12 protein-coding genes are annotated in these 23,029 nt (G+C 62.1%); 5 read left to right on the top strand and 7 right to left on the bottom strand.

Annotation, left to right across the window (positions count from 1 at the left end):
• Positions 1 to 43: 43 nt before the first annotated feature.
• Positions 44 to 7,171 (bottom strand): VCBS domain-containing protein, encoded by a 7,128-nt coding sequence (locus IB279_RS27540; protein ID WP_192340052.1) that lies wholly within the window; start codon positions 7,169 to 7,171, stop codon positions 44 to 46.
• A 489-nt stretch (positions 7,172 to 7,660) separates the two neighbouring features.
• Here IB279_RS27540 and IB279_RS27535 point away from each other — a divergent pair, with 489 nt between their 5' ends.
• Positions 7,661 to 8,587 carry a transglutaminase-like cysteine peptidase gene (locus IB279_RS27535; protein ID WP_244546834.1) on the top strand — a complete coding sequence of 309 codons (927 nt, stop codon included), beginning with the start codon at positions 7,661 to 7,663 and terminating at the stop codon, positions 8,585 to 8,587.
• Between the two features lie 60 nt (positions 8,588 to 8,647).
• On the opposite strand, the gene IB279_RS27530 is transcribed toward IB279_RS27535, so the two are convergent.
• From IB279_RS27530 to IB279_RS27505, 6 genes are all read right to left on the bottom strand, one after another.
• Positions 8,648 to 9,256 (bottom strand): ribbon-helix-helix domain-containing protein, encoded by a 609-nt coding sequence (locus tag IB279_RS27530; protein ID WP_034794673.1) that lies wholly within the window; start codon positions 9,254 to 9,256, stop codon positions 8,648 to 8,650.
• A gap of 3 nt (positions 9,257 to 9,259) precedes the next feature.
• Complete coding sequence (locus IB279_RS27525; protein ID WP_090299846.1) at positions 9,260 to 10,540, bottom strand: HlyD family type I secretion periplasmic adaptor subunit; 1,281 nt, start codon at positions 10,538 to 10,540, stop codon at positions 9,260 to 9,262.
• 61 nt (positions 10,541 to 10,601) lie between these two features.
• On the bottom strand, positions 10,602 to 12,779 hold the full coding sequence (locus IB279_RS27520) for a type I secretion system permease/ATPase (RefSeq protein ID WP_051659312.1): 2,178 nt from the start codon (positions 12,777 to 12,779) through the stop codon (positions 10,602 to 10,604).
• A 34-nt stretch (positions 12,780 to 12,813) separates the two neighbouring features.
• A complete protein-coding gene (locus IB279_RS27515; protein WP_082566420.1) occupies positions 12,814 to 14,175 on the bottom strand; it encodes a TolC family outer membrane protein in 1,362 nt (453 codons plus the stop codon).
• A 448-nt stretch (positions 14,176 to 14,623) separates the two neighbouring features.
• Positions 14,624 to 15,385 (bottom strand): GGDEF domain-containing protein, encoded by a 762-nt coding sequence (locus IB279_RS27510; RefSeq protein ID WP_034794682.1) that lies wholly within the window; start codon positions 15,383 to 15,385, stop codon positions 14,624 to 14,626.
• A 281-nt stretch (positions 15,386 to 15,666) separates the two neighbouring features.
• The gene (locus IB279_RS27505; protein ID WP_034794685.1) at positions 15,667 to 17,157 is read right to left on the bottom strand and encodes a PLP-dependent aminotransferase family protein; all 1,491 of its coding nucleotides are present in this window, start codon (positions 17,155 to 17,157) and stop codon (positions 15,667 to 15,669) included.
• Positions 17,158 to 17,266: 109 nt separating this feature from the next.
• Here IB279_RS27505 and IB279_RS27500 point away from each other — a divergent pair, with 109 nt between their 5' ends.
• The 4 genes from IB279_RS27500 (at position 17,267) to IB279_RS27485 (ending at position 22,992) form a co-directional block, all read left to right on the top strand.
• A complete protein-coding gene (locus tag IB279_RS27500) occupies positions 17,267 to 18,499 on the top strand; it encodes a benzoate/H(+) symporter BenE family transporter (protein WP_090299844.1) in 1,233 nt (410 codons plus the stop codon).
• A gap of 378 nt (positions 18,500 to 18,877) precedes the next feature.
• Positions 18,878 to 20,110, top strand: a complete 1,233-nt coding sequence (locus IB279_RS27495; RefSeq protein ID WP_034794689.1) for a metallochaperone AztD — start codon at positions 18,878 to 18,880, stop codon at positions 20,108 to 20,110.
• A gap of 252 nt (positions 20,111 to 20,362) precedes the next feature.
• Complete coding sequence (dsbD, locus tag IB279_RS27490) at positions 20,363 to 22,171, top strand: protein-disulfide reductase DsbD (protein WP_090299842.1); 1,809 nt, start codon at positions 20,363 to 20,365, stop codon at positions 22,169 to 22,171.
• Positions 22,168 to 22,992: a TlpA disulfide reductase family protein gene (locus IB279_RS27485; protein WP_034794693.1), complete on the top strand. Its 825-nt coding sequence runs from the start codon at positions 22,168 to 22,170 to the stop codon at positions 22,990 to 22,992. The genes dsbD and IB279_RS27485 overlap by 4 nt, the downstream gene beginning before the upstream one ends.
• Positions 22,993 to 23,029 lie beyond the last annotated feature (37 nt).

Here is a 23,029-nt window from a genome sequence, read left to right as displayed (position 1 = left end):
GATGATTGCCGAGAACCGCTGAACTGTCGAGATCAACCCGGCGTTAGTGCACGTCCTGCGATGTTTTCGTCCCGTTTTCGTTGAACAGCACCTTCACCACTTCCGTCGAGACATTGAAGTTCTCCAACACGGCAACCGTATGCCAGCCACCACTACCGGCGTTACCTTCGGTGTCCACTTGCAGGTTGGCGTTCTGCCCATCCTGAACCACCTGGAGATAGTCGCCATCAAGCGTCGTTCCCGAAGGCAGGTTACCGAGCAAAGCCGACAAGTCGACAGAGTCGTCGTCGCCGTCGTAGTCGGTGATGACGTCGGCGATGTCGAGTTGCAGGTCTTTCGCATCGAGAACGAAGGTGTCGTCGCCTGAGCCACCAGTCAGCTTGTCGACGCCCGTCCCGCCATACAGCGTGTCGTTGCCGGAACCGCCAACCAGCGTATCATTGCCGGCATCGCCGTAGAGCTTGTCGGCTCCGCCATTGCCCGAAAGCGTATCGTTGCCCTCGCCCCCGGCCAGAATGTCGCCATAACTGCTACCGTAAAGCTTGTCATTGAAGTCGGAGCCAATGACACCTTCTATATTCCTGTAGTCTTCCTCTCCCAGGCCGACGCTGGAAAGATCTACATCATCCTCCCAACTGCTCTGTACCAGCGTAAACGTGACGGGACCGGTCGCATCTGAAAAGTTGAGCAGGTCCACGCCTGCTCCGCCATTAATGTCGTCGTCGCCCGCGCTCGCATAGATGATGTCGTTGCCGTCACCTCCGTTGAGCGTGTCGTCGCCAGCTCCGCCATGGATGACATCATGCCCCGCACTGCCGCTGATTTCATTTGCCGTGGTTGTGGATCCGTCGGACACGAAGGTGAGCGTCGAGGAATTCGACAAATCGCCATCCCTGTCTTCTCCGGTGACGCCAAAAGTCAGCGTCAAATCCGAAGCGGCGACGGTTTCGGTGTAACCTACCGTCGTGAAGGAGACATTGATGCCGTTCTTGCCAAGAACTTCGATGTAATCGAACTTGAATCCGACATCGCTCGGAAGAATTGTAACACTCGTCTGCCCCGCGACGACAGTCTTGGAAAAGGTGTATGGCGTGGAATTGCCATCCCTTACCGTGAACTCAATCGATCCTGGATCTTTAACCGTCCCGAAACGCAAGGTAACCGACGATACATCCTTATCGAATTCAATCTTGAACTTCTCCCCAGTAGAGAAGGCCGGATTGCCGATCCCGAACTCGTTTCCACCGCCTGACGCCGTGTTGGCATTGAAGGTCACTTGCCCCGAGGAGGATGCAAGTGCTGTAAACTTGGCGAAGCCGAAATCGTAGGTCTTCGTTGGGCTATTGGGGAAATCGTTCGCCGCATCAATGGTTACCTGCGTTCCAGGACGTTCCTTCAACTGTTCCAGTTGATAGGTCCCGTCCGCGTTCGTTGTCAGGCGATAGATGTCGGTACCGAAGTTGTCCTTCACGAGCACCTGCCCGGTGCCCGTTCCCGTTGTGGTCCAGCCAGTAGGCAGCCCGCCCACGCTGTCGATCTTGTAAACTTTGATGCCGTCGGCGCCTGGCGTCGCATTGATGACACCTTCCAGCGCACCGGTACCGTTGCCCATGTAGGCGCTGCTGATGGATTGGACGGTCGGGACATCGTCGACGATCCGGATGTTGAGCGTGGCATTGCTCGTCGAACCATCTTCATCTGTCACGGCGACGACGAAGTTATCGAAGACCCCGCTATCGGCTCCAGCCGCAGTATGCGCCAAGCTGTTGTCCTGCAGCAGATAGCTGTAGGTGAAGGTTGCGCCCGTCACCGTACCGTTGACCGTCGTTGGCGTGTAGCCGGTGATCGTCAGAAGTCCAAGTGCCGTGTCCACCGTGGTTCCTACGGCGTAGGCGCCCCCCGTCACGACCGAAGTACCATTAATCTTCAGGCCGGCGAGTCCGTCCGGCGTCGTCACGGAGAAGCTGCCGGTCTGCGTAAGTGCAGCCACATTCGGCGAAGAACCATCCGAGAGATTTTTCTCGTAAACCGTCTCTTCGGCGCTGGACGACAGCCCGTTGACGCTCACGCCATCATCAGTGCCAGTGATCGTGATCGTTACCGTCTGTACCGCCGTGCCGCCATGGCCGTCATCGATCGTCACATCGTACTTCTGCGTCAGCGTCTCACCAGCATTCAGCGAATCCAGCACGTTGTCGGCCACCTGGAAGCTCCAGCCAACCGAGTCGGTCGACTGGTTCAGCGAGCCGAGCGAGAAAGTGCCGAGATAGCCACCGCCCTGCGCCGTGAAACTGGCGCTGTGGGTATCCAGCGTGTCGACGTCGGAAAAGCCGATCGTGCCGCCGTGCGTGTGCGTGGCCGTATTCTCACCGGTCGCTCCGTCGGCGATCTCCGTCACCGCACCGCCTTGTGAGACCGAGGTGATTACCGGAGCATCGTTCGTGCCGGTGATCGTGATGGTCACCGTCTGGGTCGCCTTGCCGCCCTTGCCGTCATCGACGGTGACGTCATAGGTCTGGGTCAGCTTCTGGCCGGACTGCAGCGAGTCGAGCACGCTGTCGACGACGTTGAAGCTCCAGCCAACCGCGTTGCCGGCCTGATCGAGCGTCCCGAGTGCAAAGGTACCGAGGTAGCCGTTGCCGTTCGCCGTGAAGCTGGCGCCGTGCTCATCCAGCGTGTCGACGTCGGAAAAGCCGATCGTGCCGCCGTGCGTGTGCGTGGCCGTGTTCTCGCCCGTCGCCTTGTCGGCGATCTCCGTCACAGAACCGCTCTGGGTGCCCGAGGTGATGATCGGGACGTCGTTGGTACCGGTGATTGTGATCGTCACGGTCTGGGTTGCCGTGCCGCCCTTGCCGTCATCGACGGTGACGTCATAGGCCTGCGTCAGGGTCTGACCAGCCTGCAGCGAGTCGAGCACGCTGTCGGCGACGTTGAAGCTCCAGCCGACCTTGTCGGTTGTCTGGTTCAGCGGATCGAGCGCAAAGGTCCCGAGGTAGCCGTTGCCGTTCGCCGTGAAACTGGCGCTGTGGGTATCCAGCGTGTCGACGTCGGAAAAGCCGATCGTGCCGCCCTGTGTGTGCATGGCCGTGTTCTCGCCCGTCGCCTTGTCGGCGATCTCCGTCACAGAACCGCTCTGGGTACCCGAGGTAATGATGGGCGCATCGTTGGTACCGGTGATCGTAATCGTCACAGTTTGCGTCGCCGTGCCGCCATGACCGTCGTCGATGGTCACATCATAGGTCTGCGTCAGCGACTGGCCGGCCTGCAACGAGTCGATGACACCGTCAGCAACCTTGAAGGTCCAGCCGACCTTGTCGCCCGCCTGATCGACGGGATCGAGCGCGAAGGTACCGAGATAGCCGTTGTCGTTCGCCGTGAAGCTAACGTTGTGCTCATCCAGCGTATCGACGTCGGAAAAGCCGATCGTGCCGCCCTGGGTGTGCGTGGCCGTGGTCTCGCCCGTCGCCTTGTCGGCGATCTCCGTCACAGAGCCGCTCTGAGTACCCGAGGTAATGATGGGCGCATCGTTGGTACCGGTGATCGTGATCGTGACCGTCTGGGTTGCCGTGCCGCCCTTGCCGTCATCGACGGTGACGTCATAGGCCTGCGTCAGGGTCTGACCAGCCTGCAGCGAGTCGAGCACGCTGTCGGCGACGTTGAAGCTCCAGCCGACCTTGTCGGTTGCCTGGTTCAGCGGATCGAGCGCAAAGGTACCGAGATAGCCGTTGCCGTTCGCCGTGAAGCTAGCGCTGTGCTCATCCAGCGTATCGACGTCGGAAAAGCCGATCGTGCCGCCCTGCGTGTGCGTGGCCGTGTTCTCGCCCGTCGCCTTGTCGGCGATCTCCGTTACCACACCGCCTTGGGCGTCCGAGGTGATGACCGGGGCATCGTTGGTACCGGTGATCGTGATCGTCACCGTCTGGGTCGCCGTGCCGCCGTGGCCGTCATCGACGGTGACGTCATAGGTCTGCGTCAGCTTTTGGCCAGCCTGCAGCGAGTCGAGCACGCTGTCGGCAACCTTGAAGCTCCAGCCGACCTGATCGGTTGCCTGGTTCAGCGGGTCGAGCGCGAAGGTGCCGAGATAGCCGTTGCCGTTCGCCGTGAAGCTAGCGCTGTGCTCATCCAGCGTATCGACGTCGGAAAAGCCGATCGTGCCGCCCTGCGTGTGCGTGACCGTGTTCTCACCCGTCGCCTTGTCGGCGATCTCCGTCACAGAACCGCTCTGCACGCCCGAAGTGATGACCGGTGCGTCGTTGGTGCCGGTGATCACGATCGTCACGGTCTGGGTCGCCGTGCCGCCATGACCGTCACTGATGGTCACATCATAGGTCTGCGTCAGCGACTGGCCGGCCTGCAGCGAGTCGATGACACCGTCAGCAACCTTGAAGGTCCAGCCGACCGAGTTGCCCGACTGGCTGACCGGGTCGAGCGCGAACTTGCCGAGATAGCCTTCGCCGTTCGCCTTGAAGCTGGCGCTGTGGGTGTCGAGCGTATCGACATCGCTAAAGCCAACCGCACCGCCCTGCGTGTGTGTGACCGTGTTCTCACCCGTCGCCTTGTCGGTGATCTCCGTCACAGAACCGCTCTGCACGCCCGAAGTGATGACCGGTGCGTCGTTGGTGCCGGTGATCACGATCGTCACGGTCTGGGTCGCCGTCCCCCCGTTGCCATCATCGACGGTCACGTCATAGGTCTGGGTCAGGATCTGGCCGGCCTGAAGCGAGTCGAGAACGCTGTCGGCAATCTCGAAATTCCAGCCAACCTTGTCACCGGCCTGATCGACCGTCCCGAGCGAGAAGGTGCCGAGATAGCCGTCGCCACCTGCCGTGAAGCTGGCGCTGTGCTGATCCAGCGTATCGACGTCGGAAAAGCCGACCGCGCCGCCCTGCGTGTGCGTAACCGTGTTCTCGCCAGCGGCATTGTCGCCAATCTCCGCGACCTTGCCGCTCTGCGGGCCCGTCGTGATGACCGGGGCATCGTTCGTGCCGGTGATTGTGATTGTGACGGTCGTCGACGACCTATCACCATCTCCGTCAGTGATCTCGTAGGTGAACGTATCCGTCACCATCTGGCCCGCGGCGAGACTTTGCACACCGGCCGTCGCGTTGTTGAGCGTGTAGGTATAGCTGCCATCGGAATTCAGCACCAACGTGCCGAACTGACCTGCCGTCGAACCGCCGACCAGACCTGTTGTGCTCCCGAATGAAACGGACGTCACCGATACGCCGTCTGCCCCTGCGATATCCTTGACACCGTCCGTGCCGTTCTCATCCGCACCTCCCGAACCGGTCAGCACGTTGCCATCTGCAAAGACGGCGCCATCTTCGGACACGCTGTCCGTGTCGGCGGCAGCGACCGGCATGTCGTCAGAGACCGCGACCGTCACCGTGCCTTCGGCCCTGTCGCCGTCGATATCGGTCGCAACCACCTTGACCTGGCCAAGATTCGCAAGGTCGTCGGAATTGATGCCGGGATGGCTGGCGTAGTTGCCGTTCAAAGTCGCCGTTACCGTGGCGCTGTCGCCTGCGCGAACCAGGTCGAGCGTGACAAGCGTCGCACCGCCGGCCCGGCCAACGATCTGCGTATCGGAAACACGGTCCCAGACCAGCACGCCAGTCAGCCCGCTGGTGTCACCGAACGCAATCGTCGCGATCGCATCCGAACCCGCGACAAAGCCAATCGTGCCGCTGCTCGTCTCGGCGCCACCGACCGGCGTCGAGCCATTGGCAAGGTTCTGGTCATCGAGCGTCAGCGCTGCGGACGCGGCAAGCGGATCAACCGACGGACCTGCGCCGTCCACCACCTTGATCGTCTGGCTGTCGCTCGTTGCATCGTTGTCGCCGTCCCTGGCCGACAGCGAGAACGTCACGTCGAGACCGCCGGCATTGTTAAGATTGCTTGCTGCCGTGAACGACCAGGTCTTGTCCGCATTGACCGTCAGCGTACCCTCGGCGAGCGTGAAGTCCACCTTCTGGCCTGCGGTCAACGTCAGCGTCTGCGTGGTGTCGCCAACCGTCACGTCCACCGTGCCGACGCCGTCGGCACCTCCCGTCAGCGTCCAGTTGCCGGAAAGTGTCTGCCCTTCGGCAACTTGAGCCGTCTCGGGATTCGTGATGCCGATTACAGGAATGTCGTCAACGACATCCACGCGCAGCGTGGCCGTGCCGGTCGCGCCGTCACCGTCGGTGACCGTAAGGGTGAAGATATCCCGGTCCTGCTCGACATTGGCACCAGGGTTGACGCCCGAACTGGTGATGGCGCTCGTCAGTTCATAGGTATACTGCGCGACACCGGTCGCGGGATCGTAGGCCGTGATGGTGAGCACGCCGAACTGGCCCGCAACCGGCTGGCCGACCAGGCCGCCGATGGGAAAGGTCCGGCCGTTGATCGTCAGGCTGGCGATATCGCCGGCACCATCCGGATCGGAAATGGTGAAGATGCCCTTGACCGACGCGCTGCCGTCACCGGCGCGCGAACCGCTGGCGAGGCCCGCTTCATCGACCTGCCGGTCGCTGACAAAGATGCCGCCGGGGCCGCTGCTGCCGTCGGGAATGATCGACGGTGCGTCGTTGGGATCGAGGGTCGGCGGCAGAAGCTCGGTCGTCTCAAGCGTCGGAAACTGCAGCGCGGTCGGCGCCAGCAAGTTGATGACCGGTCCGGCCTCGCCGATATCGCCATTAGCCCCTGCGAAGTCGCCGCCGCTGCTCTGGTTCGAAACGACGCTGATGCTGCCGTCCGGGCCGGCCGCGACGTTGATGCCGTTTTCTCCGAGCACCGCCACGAGGGTTTCGCGCGGGATTTCGGCGTCACCGATCAGGAAGGTCGGGACCTTCAATGCCGCGTTGTGAATGGTGATCGTGGAGCCGTCAGGCTGTTCCAAAACGATATCGCTGCCAACGACCTTGATCTTTTCGATCGACGCGCCCACAGGCAAATGCACGATATTCGAAGCATCGGCGCTGATTTCCGTCGGCATGGGCGCTGTCTGGGGCACGGTTTCGGCGCCTTTCACGGGAGCGCCCGTCGCGGGGTCGATGAGTTCCGGCTCGCCTGCGGGAGCGGCCTGCGCAACCAGGCGGTCAGCCTTGCCGTCGGGCGCGTTGCGGAATTCGATTGCCTCTGCCGACAGAGCTGCGGCGTCGTTGGAAATTGCGGTGCCTTCGGTTGCCATGGAAATACCCCTCGACCTTTGCGGGCGACGAAAACATCAACCCTGCGAGAGCGCAATCGGCACTGAAGAGCCTCACCTAAAACAGCATACTATATTATGCTAATACCCAAAATTGGTGACGTTAGTACAAATTTAGTATTTCTGGTCATCGTTCGGAAACCAACCCTGCTTTTGGATCAGCGCCGCGATGCTGCCACGGCAAAACGTGCGTCATTCAATGACGTGGACGTCTATATCGCCAGGTGCCAGCGCAAGCCTTTTCCGAGACAGGCGAATGTGATCGGCCACCGTCCTCATCAGCAAGGTCAGCAAGTCCACGGCGTCCCCGATATAGAAGTGGCTTGAGCCGAAAGAATACACAAGTATAAAATTTGAATAAAATTTTAGATAAAACGTATCTCTTCGAAACACTCTAAATAATACATACCGCTTTACCGGCATTTTTCTTTTCGTTCGTACAGTGTCCTCAAGAAACCGAGAGACACGGCGATGAATAAGACGCATTGGAAGCACGGCAGGAAATACCTGAAGACTTCGGTCTTCGCGATCGGCCTTGCGTCGCTTTTCGCAACGACACCTACGCAGGCTGGCCAACCGGCCGTGCTCGGCCCCGGCCTGTTGCATCAGATGGTGAGCCTGGCAAGCCCGCTCGCCGCCATCGCAACGCAGACCATCGACACCTGGTCAAAGCAGGCTTCCGAAGCCCTCCGGCGCCAGAACGTGCAGCAAGTGGCGCTGGCGACCCGCCCTGATCTCCGGCCCCAGTCGTCCGCACAGTCGGAACCATCCGCCGTTTTCCACTCGGTTGCGTTCCGGGTGTCAGCGATCCCGGTCGCCCGCAAGTGGAAGACCGTCTACCCGGCAGTGGTGGCTGCGGACTTCAACGATTGCGCACAAAAGAGCGGTTGCGCCGCCCGCGACATTCTCGGCCAGGCGATCGAAAACGCTGATGGTCTTGCCTTTCGCCAGAAGATCAGCGGCATCAACCGGACTGTGAACCGGATCGTTCGCTACCAGCCGGACGCGGAAAACTACGGGGCCAAGGATTATTGGGCGACGCCGGACGAAATTCTTGCCCGAGGCAAGGGCGACTGCGAAGACTATGCCATTTTGAAGATGGCCGCGTTGAAGGCGGCGGGACTGCCGTCGGAGGCGATGTCGATCGTGGTTCTGCGTGACGTCAGGCGCAACCTATATCACGCGGTCCTCGCGATCACGACGAGCCAGGGCCACTTCATCCTCGATAACCTCAGCGACGAGGTGAAGCTCGATACCGCCTTGCCGAGCTATCAGCCGCTGTTTTCGGTCAGCGCCGAGCGTTCCTGGATCCACGGCATCAAGAGCACCGGCGACAAGGTCGCCTCCACCGCACCGCTTGCCGACGTCATGCCCGGAGAAGGCATCGCCGTTCGCTGACTGTGCCCGCCAGGCTCGACTTGGCTGACGGCCTTGTGGTTAGCAGCGACCACTACTCAGTCAACCGAGAATGAAGCCGATGATCACGTCCTGATCCACGAGCGGGGCGAGTGCAGCATTGAGCTTGCCGCGCGTAACCTGCCCCTGCACCCCGATGGTGAAGCCCGCCGGCTGCGGCTCGCCCGGAGCCGCTTTCAAGCGCTGGACCAGATCGACGAACTGAACGTCGAACGAAAGCCTCAAGCCACGCGCCGCCTGCGGCTGCTGGGAGCGCAATACGCGCGTCTGAACGAAGGAGAGGAAGGCCGCGTTGTAGGCGACGATGTGCTTGCTGCCCGTGAGCGCAAAAGCTGGCGACGGGCTGGCGCGTACCTGGCTGGCGACGGCCGCCAGGCTGCCGCGCTTTCTGGCCGTCTCAAGCTGATCACGAAGGTGGCGGGTCGCGACATAGCGCAGACGTGCGGTCAGATTGCCGTCGCCTTCGAGTTCCCTTTCGCAGGACGCAACGATATCGGCAAGCCGACAGCCATTCCGTGCGGCAAGCTCGCCCAGACAGTGCCAGTAGATTTCCTCGAGCTTGATGCCGCGGCGTTGACCGCCGACGGTAACGACGCGGAACCGAAGCGCACTCATGTCCTCTTCATCTGCCAGAGGCGGCGTCTCGTTCATCGGTCAGCGCTCCCGCAGCGCTTCCTCGCGGGCCTTGTTGATCGGCTTCATCAGGTAGGCAAGAATCGTCTTCTTGCCGGTCATGATGTCGACCGAGGCAATCATGCCCGGCATGATCGCGTATTCGCGCCCGTCCTTCACGAGGGCGGCCATGTCGGTTTTGACGCGCACGAGATAGTAGGTCTCACCGTTGCTCTGGTCGACGAGGCTGTCAGCGCTGACGGTCTCGACAATTCCGCCGAGCCCCCCATAGATCGAGAAATCATAGGCAGAAATCTTGATCAGCGCCGCCTGTCCGGTGCGAACGAAGGCGACATCCCGCGGAGAAAGCCGCGCCTCGACAAGCAGCGTCTCCGACGTCGGAACGACGCCGCCGATCACCGCTCCGGGCGTCACATAGGCGCCGACGGTGTTGACATCGAGCGTATTGATGATGCCATCGACCGGCGAGCGAATGTCGGTATTGGCAACCCGGCTTGTGGCGCCGCGAATGGTCTCATCGATCACCGAAAGCTGCGAAAGCGCCTCGGTTTTTTCGGCCAGCGCCTCCTGCTTCAGTTGCAGCGAGAGCTCCGTCACCTGCAGCGACGCCTCCCTGAGCGCCGCCTCGAGTTTGCCGACCGATTCTTTCCAGAGTGCGAGCTGTCCTCTGGTGTCGGTCAGTTCCTTCTCGACCCGAAGCAGTTCGGTTTGCGCGACGAGCTTGCGCTTGCCCATCGGCGCGAGCAGCTCCTGCTCGCGCTCGGTCACCTGCATGCTCTCGCTCAGCCGGGTGATGTTGGCCTCCGCTTCCGCCAATTCCTGCTGGCGCTGTCCCTCACGGGCCTGCATCACCGACAGCTTGTTGTTGAAGTTTCCGGCCTTGGCCTGAAGCAACTGTTCCTCGTTGGCGCAGATTGCCGGGGCAACCTTGGCGATATCCTCGGGGCAGATGTACTTGCTGTCGTAGGCCCCGGTCTCCTCGAGTTCCAGCCGTGCGATCTGCGCCCGCAGCGAGCGGGCCTTGGCTTCGAGCTCGCCGAGCGACGAGCCGCTTGCCGTATCATCGAGGCGAAGGATCAGGTCGCCGCGGCGCACGACCTGGCCGGGCTGCACGGCGATCTCGCGCACGATACCGGGCTCGCTCGATTGAATGATCTGCGTTTTCGAGACGGGAATGACCTTGCCTTCGCCGCGGGCGATCTCGTCGACCTCGGCGATCGCCGCCCAGGCGACGAAGGAACTGATCAAAAGGCCGATCACCAACAGTCCAGCGCGCGCGGCCAGCGGCGGTTTCTCAGTCATCTCGGCGCCCTCCGAAACGCGGGGACCGGCATTGCTTCATCGTCATTTAGATAAGGGTGGATCATAGCCCCGCCCCTTCTGCCGGCCCGGCGGGACCGGAACGTCGCTGCAACTGCTCGATAACGGCAGCCTTCGGTCCGTCGGCGACGATGCGCCCTCGGTCGAGAACCAGCAGCCGGTCGACAAGGCTCAGCATGCTATGGCGGTGCGTTGAGATCAAAAGCGTGACGTCGCCGCTGAAGACATTGGAAAGCTTGTTGATCAACTCGCGCTCGCTGGCGAGGTCCATCGCACCGGATGGCTCGTCCAGAAACACCACCTTCGGCTTGCGCAGTAGCAGCCGGGCAATGGCGACCGCCTGGCGCTGTCCACCCGAAAGCTGGGAACCGCGTTCGCCGACCGGCATGTCATAACCACGCGGATGATGCGAGACGAACTCATCGACGCCGGCCAGTCTCGCTGCCGCAACCACCTCTTCGTCGCTGGCGGTCGGGTTCGCCATCAGCAGGTTTTCCTTGATGGTCCCGGAAAAGAGGTCGGAATTCTGCGACACGAACGAGACGGCCGAACGGACGACGGAGGGGTGTAGCTGCCGAATATCGACACCATCGAGCAGGATGCGTCCGGCGCTCGGCGCGTAGAGACCCGCCAGAAGGCGGCCGATTGTCGTCTTGCCCGAACCGATGCGGCCGATGATGCCGACGCGCTCGCCCGCTTTGATCGTGACGTTCATACCGCTGACCACCTTGTGGTCCGTTTGCGGGTAAGCAAAGTCGAGATTCGTAAAGGTGATGCTGCCGTTGCGGATCTCGCGGTTGACGAAGCCGATCGTGTCCGGTCGGTCCTCCGGCTGCTCCATCACGGCATTGAGGATCCGCAGCGACAGAATGGCCTGGCGCAGTCGCGCCAGCGTCATGGCGATCTGCCCGAGCGGCGCGACGGCGCGGCCGGAAAGCATGCTGGCAGCAATGATCGCGCCGGATGAAATCTTGCCCTCGGTAAATTCATAGGCGCCGGCAACGACGATGCAGACCGTGACCAGCTGCTGCACGAACTGCGTCGCATGCGAGGCCCAGGAGGAAATCTCCTTGATCTGCTCGGACGTGTTCGAGGAATGCTTGGCGAGCTCGTTCCAGCGGCGAAGCAACTGCTTTTCCGAGTGCAGCGTCTTCACCGTCTCGATCGCACTGATCGTTTCGACCAGCAGCGCCTGACGCTGGGCTGATTCATTCGACGCGGCGGCGACGCGGTTGCCGATCTTGTATTGCGCGACATAACCGATCAGGAGACTGAAGATGAAGGCGACCGCCGGGATAATGGCGATCCAGCCCGCCACCGCATAGACGGCTGCGATGAAGACGAAGACGAAAAGACTGTCGATGATCGTGCTGAGCGTGTTCGACGTGAAGAATTCCCGAACGAATTCGTACTGCATCGCCCGGTTGGCATATTCGCCGGTCGAAGGCGGTCGCGACGCCATGGTCGCATGCAGGATCTTCTCGAACAGCATGTAGGAGAGTTTCAGGTCCGCCTTGCGGCCGGCATAGTCGATCAGCGCCGCACGCACAGTCTTCAAAAGGAAGTCGAAGAGAATGGCGGTGCTGATCCCGAGCGCCAGCACCCAGAGGGTCGCGATAGCCTTGTTCGGCAGGATGCGATCATAAACGTTCATCGTGAAGAGCGGGGCTGCAAGCGCCAGCACGTTGATGAAGAACGCGGCGACCGCGACCTGCACATAGGCCTGCCAGAACGGCTTGACCGTGGCGGTCAGCCAATGGCGGCGGTCGATGTTGCGCGCCTCGCCGACGCCGCGGCCAGTCGCGGTGTTGAGGTAGGTGGCCGAGAAAGACAAGGCGTAGGCGAGCCCGCCGACCTCAAGGTCGGACAGGGTGATCGGCATCTCGCGGGGCGCCGCCAGTCTGTTGGAGAGGCTTAGCGTGCCGTCGGGCGCCTCTTCCAGAAGCGCCATGGCACTGCCATCGCGAAAGACCAGCAGCAGAGGGTAGACGAAATCACGATTGCCGATCGCGCGCGCGGAAACGAGCTCCGTTTCCAGGCCGACCCGCTCGGCAATACGGGAGACGTCCTCGGCGCTCGGCAACCGAGGGTCGAAGGGCACGTCCGAATAGAGCACACTATCTGACGAGGGGCGGTTCAAGAAGATGCAAATCTCCTTGAACGCCTCGGAAAAGCCGGTCAGAGACGGGCCAATCTGCACATGCCTGTCAATGCCTTGCATTACCACCGGTTGTGTCCACCCTGACGAGGACTATTCATTTCTGCCGGATCGGCGCCAACAGGTCGAGCGGCAAGTCGTTCGTCTGGCGCGACGGCACACGACGATAGGTTTCCGTGGCCGGCGCATCCGGGACATTGAACTCATTGCGCGCATAGGCTTCCGCCTGCGCCGGCGCCTTGATCTTCATGGTCGGCAGCAGCTGGCCTGTTGCTGCCAGCAGCCGGTACTCGGCAAAAAGCGCGGCATACTGCGCGGTCTTTGCGAGAACGCTGACGTTGAAACGCGAATTCTGCGCGCCGAGCACGTCGAGCAGCGAACGCTGGCCGACCTTGAGCTGCTCGCGATAGGATTCGACGAGTTGCACGTTCATCTGCGCCTGCTGGTTCAGCGTGCGGGCGATGTCGTACTGGCTGCCGCGGCGCTCCCAGGAGATGCGCACGGCTTCCTCGACCTCGCGGTGCGCCTGATGGAAGACCAGGCGCTGTTCGCTTGCGCGGCGCATCTGCTCCTGCTCGTTGGCGACATCGATGCCGCCACGATAGAGATTCCACTTCGCGACGATCCGGCCCTGTGCGTCCCAGGTGTTGCCGGTCGAGCCGTCGATATCGTTGCCTGAGCGCACGCGGCCCTCGGCGAAGACTTCGGGCAGCATGTTCGAGCGTGCCGCCTTGACCTGCGAGTCCGCGACATTGATGTCGGAGTCGGCAGCCTTGATCCGCGGATTGTTGGTGCGCGCAATGCCGATCGCCGTCTCCAGTGTCTTCGGCAGCGCGCCGGCGACCGACTTCGGCATGGATGGATTGGTGAGGGGCTGTCCGACCAGGCGGTTGAAGCTGATCTTGACCGTATCGAAAGCCTCTTCCGCTTCCTGCAGGCGGGCCTTGGCCGCCAGCAGCCGTTCGCTTGCCTGCTGACGGTCTGCCTCGGTGAGAGCGCCGCCCGAAATCAACGAACTGATATCCGACAAGATCGACTGGTGCACGCCGACGTTCTTGCGCGCTTCCGCAACGATCTGCTGCTGGAGAATATATTCGAAATACTCGCGAACGATCTGCAAGCCGATCGTCTCGGAACGCTCCAGCACCCGGAAGGAGGCGCTATCGACGCGCGCTGCTTGACGCTCGAGTTCGGCGCGACGGCCACCACCATCAAAGAGCTTCTGCGTGATGGTCAGCCCGACGTCGGAAGGATAGAGCGGATCGTTCTCGATCGAGGCAAGGCGACGGCTGCTGTCTTCGAGGTGGCGCACACCAGTCGATGCTTCGACGTCGACGCTCGGCAGATAGAGACCGCGCGCCTGCCGCAGTTCGAATTCGATTGCCTCACGGTTTTCGATCGACTGACCGATTTCCGGATTCGATTCCATCGCAATCTGAAGCGCTTCCCTCAGCGTCATCGCTTCCGCAGCACCACCCGCAAACACCGTCGACGCGAGCAGAATAGAAAGCAGCCCGCCTCCAATAAATTTCCCCACTTTCAACTCTATCCCCCTCGCAATCAGTACGACATGCTGGTTAATCCAAACGTACGTCGCAACTGCCTTATTTATCGACAGATAATACAGAGGTAATATAAAGCAGGGACCAATTTTGGGGTGGTCCCTGATAGGCCCAAGCTTTCGCACGGCTATGTTGCAAAAATGGAACAACGGTGTTGCGCCAAAAGATTCCAGTAACCTATTGAATTGAAATAAGCTCCACGACAGTACTGCAGATGACAGGCAACCCTTTGCAACAGTGGGGCCCAGCGCAACACAACCCTAAAGCGACAAACGAACTGGCCCTCAGCCGCCGCGAGCGATCGTTGCATACGACTCCGGCACAAGCAACGTTATCGCCAGTCATTCACGCCGAAGGCAGGCGGACGAAATCGACAGGCCGGGTGCCCTCGCTGGCAACTATGACCGTCTCGGAGGCAGCTGCCCGGCGCAAGCGTTCCAGATCGACACTGCCATCGAACAAAGCTCCGCCGACGCTGAGTTCGAGGTCGACCTTGCTGCCATCGGCAGAGAAATGGGCGGACGACAGCGCCGTCGTCAGGCGGTTTGAGACATGTTCCGCATCCGTCTCCGTTGCGCCGACGAGCAGGACGTCGAAACTGGCTGGGCCCGTCCGGGCGACGATATCGTCGCGACGCACGGACGTGCTGATCGTCGAAGCGACGAATTGCAGCAGCTCCTCGCTCCAGGCCGGGCCGAAAGCAGCGCCGACGTCATCGAGATTGTTGATACGCAGATGAATGAGCGCGCCATGCAGCTCCTCGCCGGCGCTTTGGCGGCGGCGTTCGAGGCCATTGACCTGCTGTACGAGCCCGCGACCGGTCACGCAGCCCGTCGTGGCATCATGGGCGACAACATGATTGATCTGGTTGCGCAGGCGCTGCGCCCGGCGAAACTGCGTCGCTGCCACGACGATCAGTGGCACGCCCATCAGCAGGGAGATTAGCGCGGCACCGACCATGGCAGCCGCATAAGGCTGGTCGACCAGGGCGACCAGGCTGAGATAGACCAGGAGCTGGGCGAGCACGGCGAATCCAACAATGCCGCCGATGGCATATCGCGCGATCCGCCAATCTTTCTGCCCGTTGAACTGCACGTCTCTTTGCATGCCTCGCTCCCGATTCACGAATGACGATCGGTCTAGCGCGAGTTTATGGATTTTCCATTTCGATGGTACCTACAACTTTATGCAGTGCGCCGGTTCTCCGCAAAAAATGCACCAAAACGGGAATCGTTTTTCCGGCGTCTGCCCGGCGAGGTGCGACGTTCGGTTGCTTATCGCTGCTCGCCTATCTCGACGCCGTCAAGCGCAGCAGATCTCTCGACACCTGGTTCCAGCTCGTCATCCAGGACTGAATGGCGAGCCGTTGCGGGCGACGCTTGGACGACCTATGACGTCGCCGCGGCCCGGAAGGCACCAGCCAGCTTCCGCACCGCCCCCTCGATCTCGCTTGGCGTATAAGCGGCAAACCCCATGAGGAACCCGGGCTCGGGCTTGCCGCCGGCGTGAAGCGCGGACAATCCCATGATCTCGATCCCGACACGTCGTGCCGCATCGACGGCCGCGGCCTCCGAGATCGCACCTGTCAGCGCGCACGGCATCTGCAGGCCGCCATCGGGCACCCGCGCTTCAAGGAAATGCGGCAGATGTTTTATGACAAGCATCGCCAAAAGGTCGAGCCGGTCGGCGTAGATGCTGCGCATTGTGCGCACATGGGCGCCGAAATGCCCGCCTTCCATGAAGCGCGCGAGTGTCATTTGCGCCATCGGAGCGGAGTGCCCGTCAAGCAGAGTACGCGCGACGGTCATCGGCTTGACCAGCTCAGGCGGCAGAACTGCATAGCCGATCCGAAGCCCTGGAAAGAGCGATTTGGTGAAGGTGCCGATGTAGATCGTCCGGTCGTGCGGATCGAGGCCCTGAAGGCAGGCCGTTGGTTTGCCGGCATAGTGGAATTCGCTGTCGTAGTCGTCCTCGAGGATCCAGGACTGATGGCGGCTCGCCCATTCGATCAGCGCAAGGCGGCGATCGAGCGTCAGCGTGGCGCCGGCCGGGAACTGATGCGAGGGCGTCAGGAATACGGCCTTGACCTTGCGCGTCTCCGCCTTGATCTGGTTGACGGCGATGCCATGGCGGTCGACGCGGATGGGGACGCATTCGAGCCCCGCCGCATCGAACGCCTTGCGCGCGCCGTAATAGGCCGGATCCTCGATGAAGATGCGGTCACCGGGATCGAGCAGCATGTTTGCGCACAATGTCAGCGCCTGCTGCGAGCTGGTGAGGATCAGCACCCGTTCGGCCGTGGTACGGGCGCCGCGTTCTAGGTTCACATAGTCGGCAATGGCACGGCGCAGCTCCTCGATCCCTTGCGGGTCGCCGTGAAGCAGCGCCCTTCTGCCGGTTTCGCGCAAGACCTGCCGTCCAAGGCGCTCCCACAGCGCGAGCGGAAAAGTGCGCGTCTCCGGCACGCCATGGGCGAAGGGGCGGGGCAACAGCTGTTCACTGACGCCGCCGCTGCCGAACATGGCATTGCCCCGCCTGCTCAAAGCCGCTGCCTGGTTGGGCGACTGCGCGCGCCTTGGAGACAGGCGCCTGCCGGGTGCAAACTCCTTCACCTCGGCCACGAAACTGCCGCTCCCGACGCGACGGTCGATGAAGCCTTCGGCATGAAGCTGGCCATAGGCCGCTTCGATCGTATCGCGCGATACGCCGAGGGATTTGGCGAGCACGCGCGAAGCTGGAAGCGGCTTTCCCGGCCCAAGCGCACCGTCGAGGATCAACTGCCGGATCGCCCGCTGGATGCGCGCATGAAGCGGCATCCCAGCCTGGGCGGGCTGGGCAATCCATGCCTTCACGGACTCGAGTTGGGAATGCTTGAACAAATGGTCTGATCCTCTTCAGCGAAATGGATGGGCATATCGGGCCAATGACTGGCTATTTGTCAACGCGGCTTGCCAGTCCTCCCCGAAATTTCAGGAGCCCCGATAGATCATGTCATCACATGTTTTCCCGTCATCCCTTCGCTTCAACGACCTTGCCCATCCCATTGTCGCGGGTCTGATCTCCGTCATCGTCAACTATGGCGGCACCTTCATCCTGGTCTTTCAAGCCGCGAAAGTGGCTGGGCTCAGCCCCGAGTTGACGGCTTCCTGGGTCTGGTCGGTCTCGATCGGCGTGGGAATGACGGGGCTTTGGCTGAGCTGGCGCTATCGCGAGCCTATCATCACCGCCTGGTCGACGCCGGCCGCAGCCTTTCTCGTCACTGCGCTTGCGACCACGCCCTATGCCGAGGCCATCGGCGCCTACATGATCTCGGCTCTAGCCTTCGTCGCACTCGGGCTTTCGGGCTATTTCGAGAAGGTCATCCGGCTGATCCCGCCAGGCATCGCCGCGGGCCTGCTCGCCGGTATCCTGCTGCAGTTCGGCATCGGCGCGTTCGGCGGCGCAAGCGTCGATCCGTTGCTCGTCGGCCTGCTGATTGTCGCCTACGTCGTCCTGAAGCGCTTCTCCGCCCGCTATGCCGTGGTCGGCATCCTCGTTCTCGGGCTCCTGTTCCTGCTCGCGGAGGGCCGGGTCGACCTGTCGGGTCTGAAGTTGGAGTTCGCGGCGCCCATTTTCACCATGCCGTTGTTCTCGCTGAACGCGCTGCTTTCGGTCGCACTGCCGCTGTTTCTCATCACGCTGACCGGCCAATACATGCCGGGAATGCTGGTGCTGCGGAATGACGGCTTCAACACCAGCGCCAACCCGATCGTGACGACGACTGGCTTCGGTTCGCTGATCATGGCGCCTTTCGGCTCGCACGCCTTCAATATCGCGGCAATCACGGCGGCGATCGCAACCGGCAAGGAGGCCCACGAAGACCCCTCCAGGCGCTGGATCGCGGGTATCGCCGCGGGCTTTTTCTACGTGCTCGTCGGCGTGTTCGGCGTTACGCTTGCGGCCGTGTTCATGGCGTTTCCTGCGACCTTCATCGCCACGCTAGCGGGCCTCGCCCTTCTCGGTACCATTGGTGGCAGCCTTGCTGCAGCAACAGCCGACCCGGCCTGCCGCGAAGCGGCGCTCATCACGTTCCTGGCCTCCGCCGCCAACATCAAGCTGCTCGGGATCGGCGGGGCCTTCTGGGGCCTGGTGATCGGCCTTCTCGCCTACATCGTTCTGAACGGCCGCCTACCGCAGCGTCGCGGGAGCAAGCTGCCCCTGAACGAAGGCACAGCGAAGTAGCAGGATGACCGGGTCCCGCCGCGTTTGGCGGCCTTCGTCGCTGATGAAGGCCCTATGGCGGGTTTTGGTCCATCTCGCCCAAAGCCCCCCAGCCCTGAAAATCGGCGAAGCCCACCAACGGAGAAACCGAGCATTTCAAAGGGTGGCGGCAACACATGCCGCCATCCGCCGCTCCAGGCGAAGTCGCGGAATGCCAATCGGTCCGTCAGGACCGAGCTTCACACTCCTTAACGCCAGCGAGCCACGTAGGCCGCCGTCGCGGGCCGCCTGTGACGGCTTCGTTGACGCATGTGCAAACGTCAGCTTGTTGCCGCTGGACAAGGCGAATGTAACGCTATAACACAACACATGTTACGTTATTACATTATAGGAGATTTCATGTCCCGCTCCGGTTTGCCCGCGCTTTTCGCCACCACCATTCTCGCGACCCTCGCCTTTCCGTTGACCTCTCATGCCGAGGAAGAACAGCAGCGCGAGACCTGGCGTTTGTTCATTGCCGACCACACCCAGCCCGTGGTCCGCGCCATCGATTTGGAAACGGACAAGGAAATCGGCCGTTTTGACCTTGAAGGCTACGCCGCCCTTTCCCTGAGCGACACCGGACGAACCGTCTTTGCCGTCCAGGGCGAACAGAACCTGATCCATGCCATCGACACCGGCATAGCGCTTTCCGATCACGGCGAGCACCGGGACATCGAGGTCAAGGAGCCGAGGCTGCTTGAGAAAACCATTCGCGGACAAAAGCCCGGCCACGTGGTTGCCCATGGTGACGATCTCGCCATCTTCTACGATCGCGGTGGCAAGTTCGATCTGCTTGGCGAAAGCGCGCTTCTGGACGGCAAGGCGGAGCTCAAGGCTTACGATACTACCGCCGCACACCATGGCGTCGCGGTTTCGACCGGCAACCATCTTCTCGTTTCGGTCCCGAACCTCGAAGCGACGGTAAAGGAAGGTGAGCTTCCTCCCCGCCTGGGCCTGCGTGTTCTCGACAAGGAGGGCAAGCAGGTCGGCGATGTCGCAACCTGCACGGGGCTCCACGGTGAAGCGACGTCCGCCCGCCTGGCCGCCTTCGGTTGCGCCGAGGGCGTCCTGGTCGCACGCCCAGGTGGGCTCGATGGCCCCAAGCTCGAGATGCTCGCCTATGGCGACAAGCTGCCGGAAGGCAAGGTATCCACACTGCTCGGCGGCACTTCTATGCAGTTCTTCCTTGGGAACTACGGAGAAGACAAGGTCGTACTGATCGACGCCGACGCGAAGGAACCCTACCGCCTCGTCGAACTGCCGCTGCGGCGGGTGGACTTCATCCTCGATCCAGCAAAGTCACGCAACGCCTATATCCTGACGGAGGACGGCAAGCTTCACCTCCTTGACGTCGTGGATGGCGTGATCACCAAATCGGAAATCGTCACGGAGCCCTACAGCAAAGATGGCCACTGGCGCGACGCAAGGCCCCGCCTCGCCGTCGCCGGCAATCACCTCGCCATCACTGATCCGCGCCAAAGCCTGGTACGCGTGATCGACACCGAAACACTGAAGGAGACCCGCACGATCGCGGTCGAGGGACAACCCTTCGCAATCGTCGCAGCCGGTGGGTCGGGCGCAACCCACTAGGGAACACAGGCAATGAAGTCTGGACGCCGGCCAAAGGGCCGGTGTCCATAAGCAGGTGAACCGGCAGCGCCGGTTGCCCCACCATCGTTCGGCCTTTACTTCCGGAATTACACCGAGAGCCAGCGCCAAGGTCCTAGCGGATTAACTTGCGCGGCCCGTTTCTATCCTTCGCCTTGGACAATCATTTTAAGGCTGCCTTAAGGTAGCGGCCTGATCGCTCCGCCCTCGATTGAAGACGAGGACGCAAGAACGATGCGGAAAGCAAGTCTGCTGGCGCTGGTTTGGGTTTTGATTGCGGCCATCCTGCCAGCCCGGGCGCTCGAGGCGCCCCTGCCGATGGACGAGGCCTTCGTACCTGGGATCGCCAGGCAAGACGACGGCCGGCTGGCGATCACATGGACGATTGCTGACGGCTACTATCTCTACAGGGACTTCCTGGCAGCAGAAGATGAGGGTAACCGGCCGATCACCCTGCAAACCGAACCGGGGACAGTCAAGGACGATCCGGGCTTCGGCACAACCGAGGTCTATTACCAAAAGGCTTCGGCCCGGATCGCGAATGCGCCTCCGCTCATTCGCCTCACCTATCAGGGCTGCCAGGATGGCGGGCTTTGTTATCCGCCGACAACGCGGACGATCGATACCGCCGCGATGACCATCAGCAAACCGGTCGGTGGTTTTGCCTTTGCGCCTGCCAAGGACGCACGGCCCGTGGAAGCGCCGGACACAGGTTTTTCCATCGCAGCTGACGGCGGAGAAACGGCGGTCGACCGGCTCATGACCGGTGGCGGGTTTGCGCTGCTTCTTGCAGGCTTCCTCGGCTTCGGACTGCTGCTCGCCTTCACGCCCTGCGTTTTCCCGATGTATCCGATCGTCGCGGCCATGCTCACGCGCGAGGGAGAGGGGCTGACGGCACGACGCGGTTTCATGCTCGCCTCCGCTTATGTGCTGGCCCTTGCGTCCGCCTTCGGTCTCCTTGGCATCGTGGCCGCTTGGTCGGGGCAAAACCTGCAGATCGTGATGCAATCGCCCGTCGCTGTCGGCGTGGTCGCGGCACTGTTCGTCCTGCTGGCGCTCTCCAGCTTCGGGCTCTTCCACATCAAGCTGCCGGCAGTGATCGGCAACCGCCTGAGCGGCGGCCGGCAGAAGGGCGGCTCGGTCGCCGCCGCCGCCCTGCTCGGTCTTTCCTCCGCCTTCCTCATCGGCCCCTGCGTAACCGCGCCGCTTGCCGGCGCCCTCCTCTACATCGCCCGGACCGGTGACATTGCGGTCGGCGCACTCGCCCTTTTCGCCCTTGGCCTTGGCAAGGGCATCCCGCTCATCATCATGGCGACAATCGGCGGCAAGGCGCTTCCACGCGCCGGCGCGTGGATGGAACGTGTCCGGCACGTCTTCGGCTTCGCATTCCTGGGAACGGCGATTTGGCTTGCGACGCCGCTTGTGCCGGAGCGCTTCGTCCTCCTGCCCTGGGCCGTGTTTTCCCTTGCCTTCGGCATCTACGCGGTCGCTCCCGACGGGCTGCGGTCCACAGGCGGCTACGGCGTACTGACGCGCTTGACCGCCGTCGTCTCGCTCATTTGGGGTAGTCTGCTGCTGGTGGGCTTCGGCCTTGGAGCCAGCGATCCGCTCACTCCGCTCGGCCCGCTCAAGAGGGCGGCGAGTGTTGACCAAACAGCCGCCATCCAGAAGTCGGATTTTACCAAGGTCGGCTCGGCCGGCGCACTCTCCCGCCTTCTCGACACCGCAGCCTCCGGGAGGCAACCCACCCTCGTCTATGTCACCGCTGGCTGGTGCGTCACCTGCCGCACGATCGAGCGGTCCGTTCTGACAAAGCCTGATGTCGCGGCGAGCCTTGACGGGATCCGATTGGTCAGCCTCGACGTCAGCACCCTCGATGCGGAGAATGGCGCACTGATGCGATCACTTGCCGTCGTTGGCCCGCCGACTATGATCTTCTTCAACCGCAGCAAAGAGGAGGCCCCCGGTACGCGCCTCGTCGGAGAAATCACGGCCGGCTCGCTTGCGGAGGCGGCACGGATGGCCAAGGGCAGCGCGCAATGAACGCCGTCGCAATAGGTCCCTTCGCTTTTTCCGCCGATCGCTTTTCGGTCATCGCCGGGTTGATCGTCTTCATGCTTGTCGGCTCGCTCCTTGCCGCCCGCATCCACAACCGGCTTGGCACCTTTACGACGGCTGCCACACTTTTCGGCGTTGTCGGCGCGCGCGCCGGGCATGTACTCATCCATGCCGAGAGCTTCCTGCAGGAGCCGTTGCGAGTTCTCGCCATCTGGCAGGGCGGCTTTTCCCCGACGGGCGGATTCCTCGGTGTTTTCCTCGCCGCAGTGATGCTCTGGCGAAACGCACCGAAAGCCGCTCCTTGGGCGATCCTGCCGCTTGCGGCCGGCCTCTTCGTCTGGGTCGTCGCCACAACCCTCACCGATAGCGGCGCTGCACCCCGTGCCCCGGAAACGTCCTATGCCGTTCTCGCACGTAACGAGAGCCTCGCCATCGCCGAGCGCAAGGGCCGCCCGGCGGTTCTCAATCTCTGGGCAAGCTGGTGTCCGCCCTGCCGGCGGGAAATGCCGATGATGGCGGAGATGACCGAAAGGAATCCTGAGGTCGACTTTTTCTTCGCCAACCAGGGCGAAAGCCGCGCGGCGATAGAATCCTATCTGCGCCAAACAGGCGTCGACCTGGAAACCATCCTTCTCGACCCTTTCTCGGGCCTATCCCGGCACTACGGCGCGATCGGCCTTCCTGCCACACTTTTCATCAACCCGGACGGTACGCTCGCCGCCACCCATCTCGGCGAAATCTCCCGCGAGGCAATCGCCGAACGGCTCGCCGCCTTTGCATCTGAGGACAGGAAGCAGGCAGAATGACAGCCCCGGCCTTTCCGACTTTCGTCGTTTGCCTGCG

It is taken from the genome of Ensifer sp. ENS06 (assembly GCF_014852205.1).
GTDB lineage: Bacteria > Pseudomonadota > Alphaproteobacteria > Rhizobiales > Rhizobiaceae > Ensifer > Ensifer adhaerens.
The sequence above is the reverse complement of the archived record's forward strand: the minus strand, read 5'-3'. Positions and strand labels throughout refer to the sequence as shown.

Excerpts from the sequence above, each read along its gene's own strand:
- IB279_RS27495 (WP_034794689.1), top strand. The coding sequence starts at position 18,878 with ATGTCCCGCTCCGGTTTGCCCGCGCTTTTCGCCACCACCATTCTCGCG.
- IB279_RS27540 (WP_192340052.1), bottom strand. The coding sequence starts at position 7,171 with ATGGCAACCGAAGGCACCGCAATTTCCAACGACGCCGCAGCTCTGTCG.
- IB279_RS27525 (WP_090299846.1), bottom strand. The coding sequence starts at position 10,540 with ATGACTGAGAAACCGCCGCTGGCCGCGCGCGCTGGACTGTTGGTGATC.
- dsbD (WP_090299842.1), top strand. The coding sequence starts at position 20,363 with ATGCGGAAAGCAAGTCTGCTGGCGCTGGTTTGGGTTTTGATTGCGGCC.
- IB279_RS27515 (WP_082566420.1), bottom strand. The coding sequence starts at position 14,175 with ATGACGCTGAGGGAAGCGCTTCAGATTGCGATGGAATCGAATCCGGAA.
- IB279_RS27500 (WP_090299844.1), top strand. The coding sequence starts at position 17,267 with ATGTCATCACATGTTTTCCCGTCATCCCTTCGCTTCAACGACCTTGCC.
- IB279_RS27510 (WP_034794682.1), bottom strand. The coding sequence starts at position 15,385 with ATGCAAAGAGACGTGCAGTTCAACGGGCAGAAAGATTGGCGGATCGCG.
- IB279_RS27530 (WP_034794673.1), bottom strand. The coding sequence starts at position 9,256 with ATGAACGAGACGCCGCCTCTGGCAGATGAAGAGGACATGAGTGCGCTT.
- IB279_RS27485 (WP_034794693.1), top strand. The coding sequence starts at position 22,168 with ATGAACGCCGTCGCAATAGGTCCCTTCGCTTTTTCCGCCGATCGCTTT.
- IB279_RS27535 (WP_244546834.1), top strand. The coding sequence starts at position 7,661 with ATGAATAAGACGCATTGGAAGCACGGCAGGAAATACCTGAAGACTTCG.
- IB279_RS27520 (WP_051659312.1), bottom strand. The coding sequence starts at position 12,779 with ATGCAAGGCATTGACAGGCATGTGCAGATTGGCCCGTCTCTGACCGGC.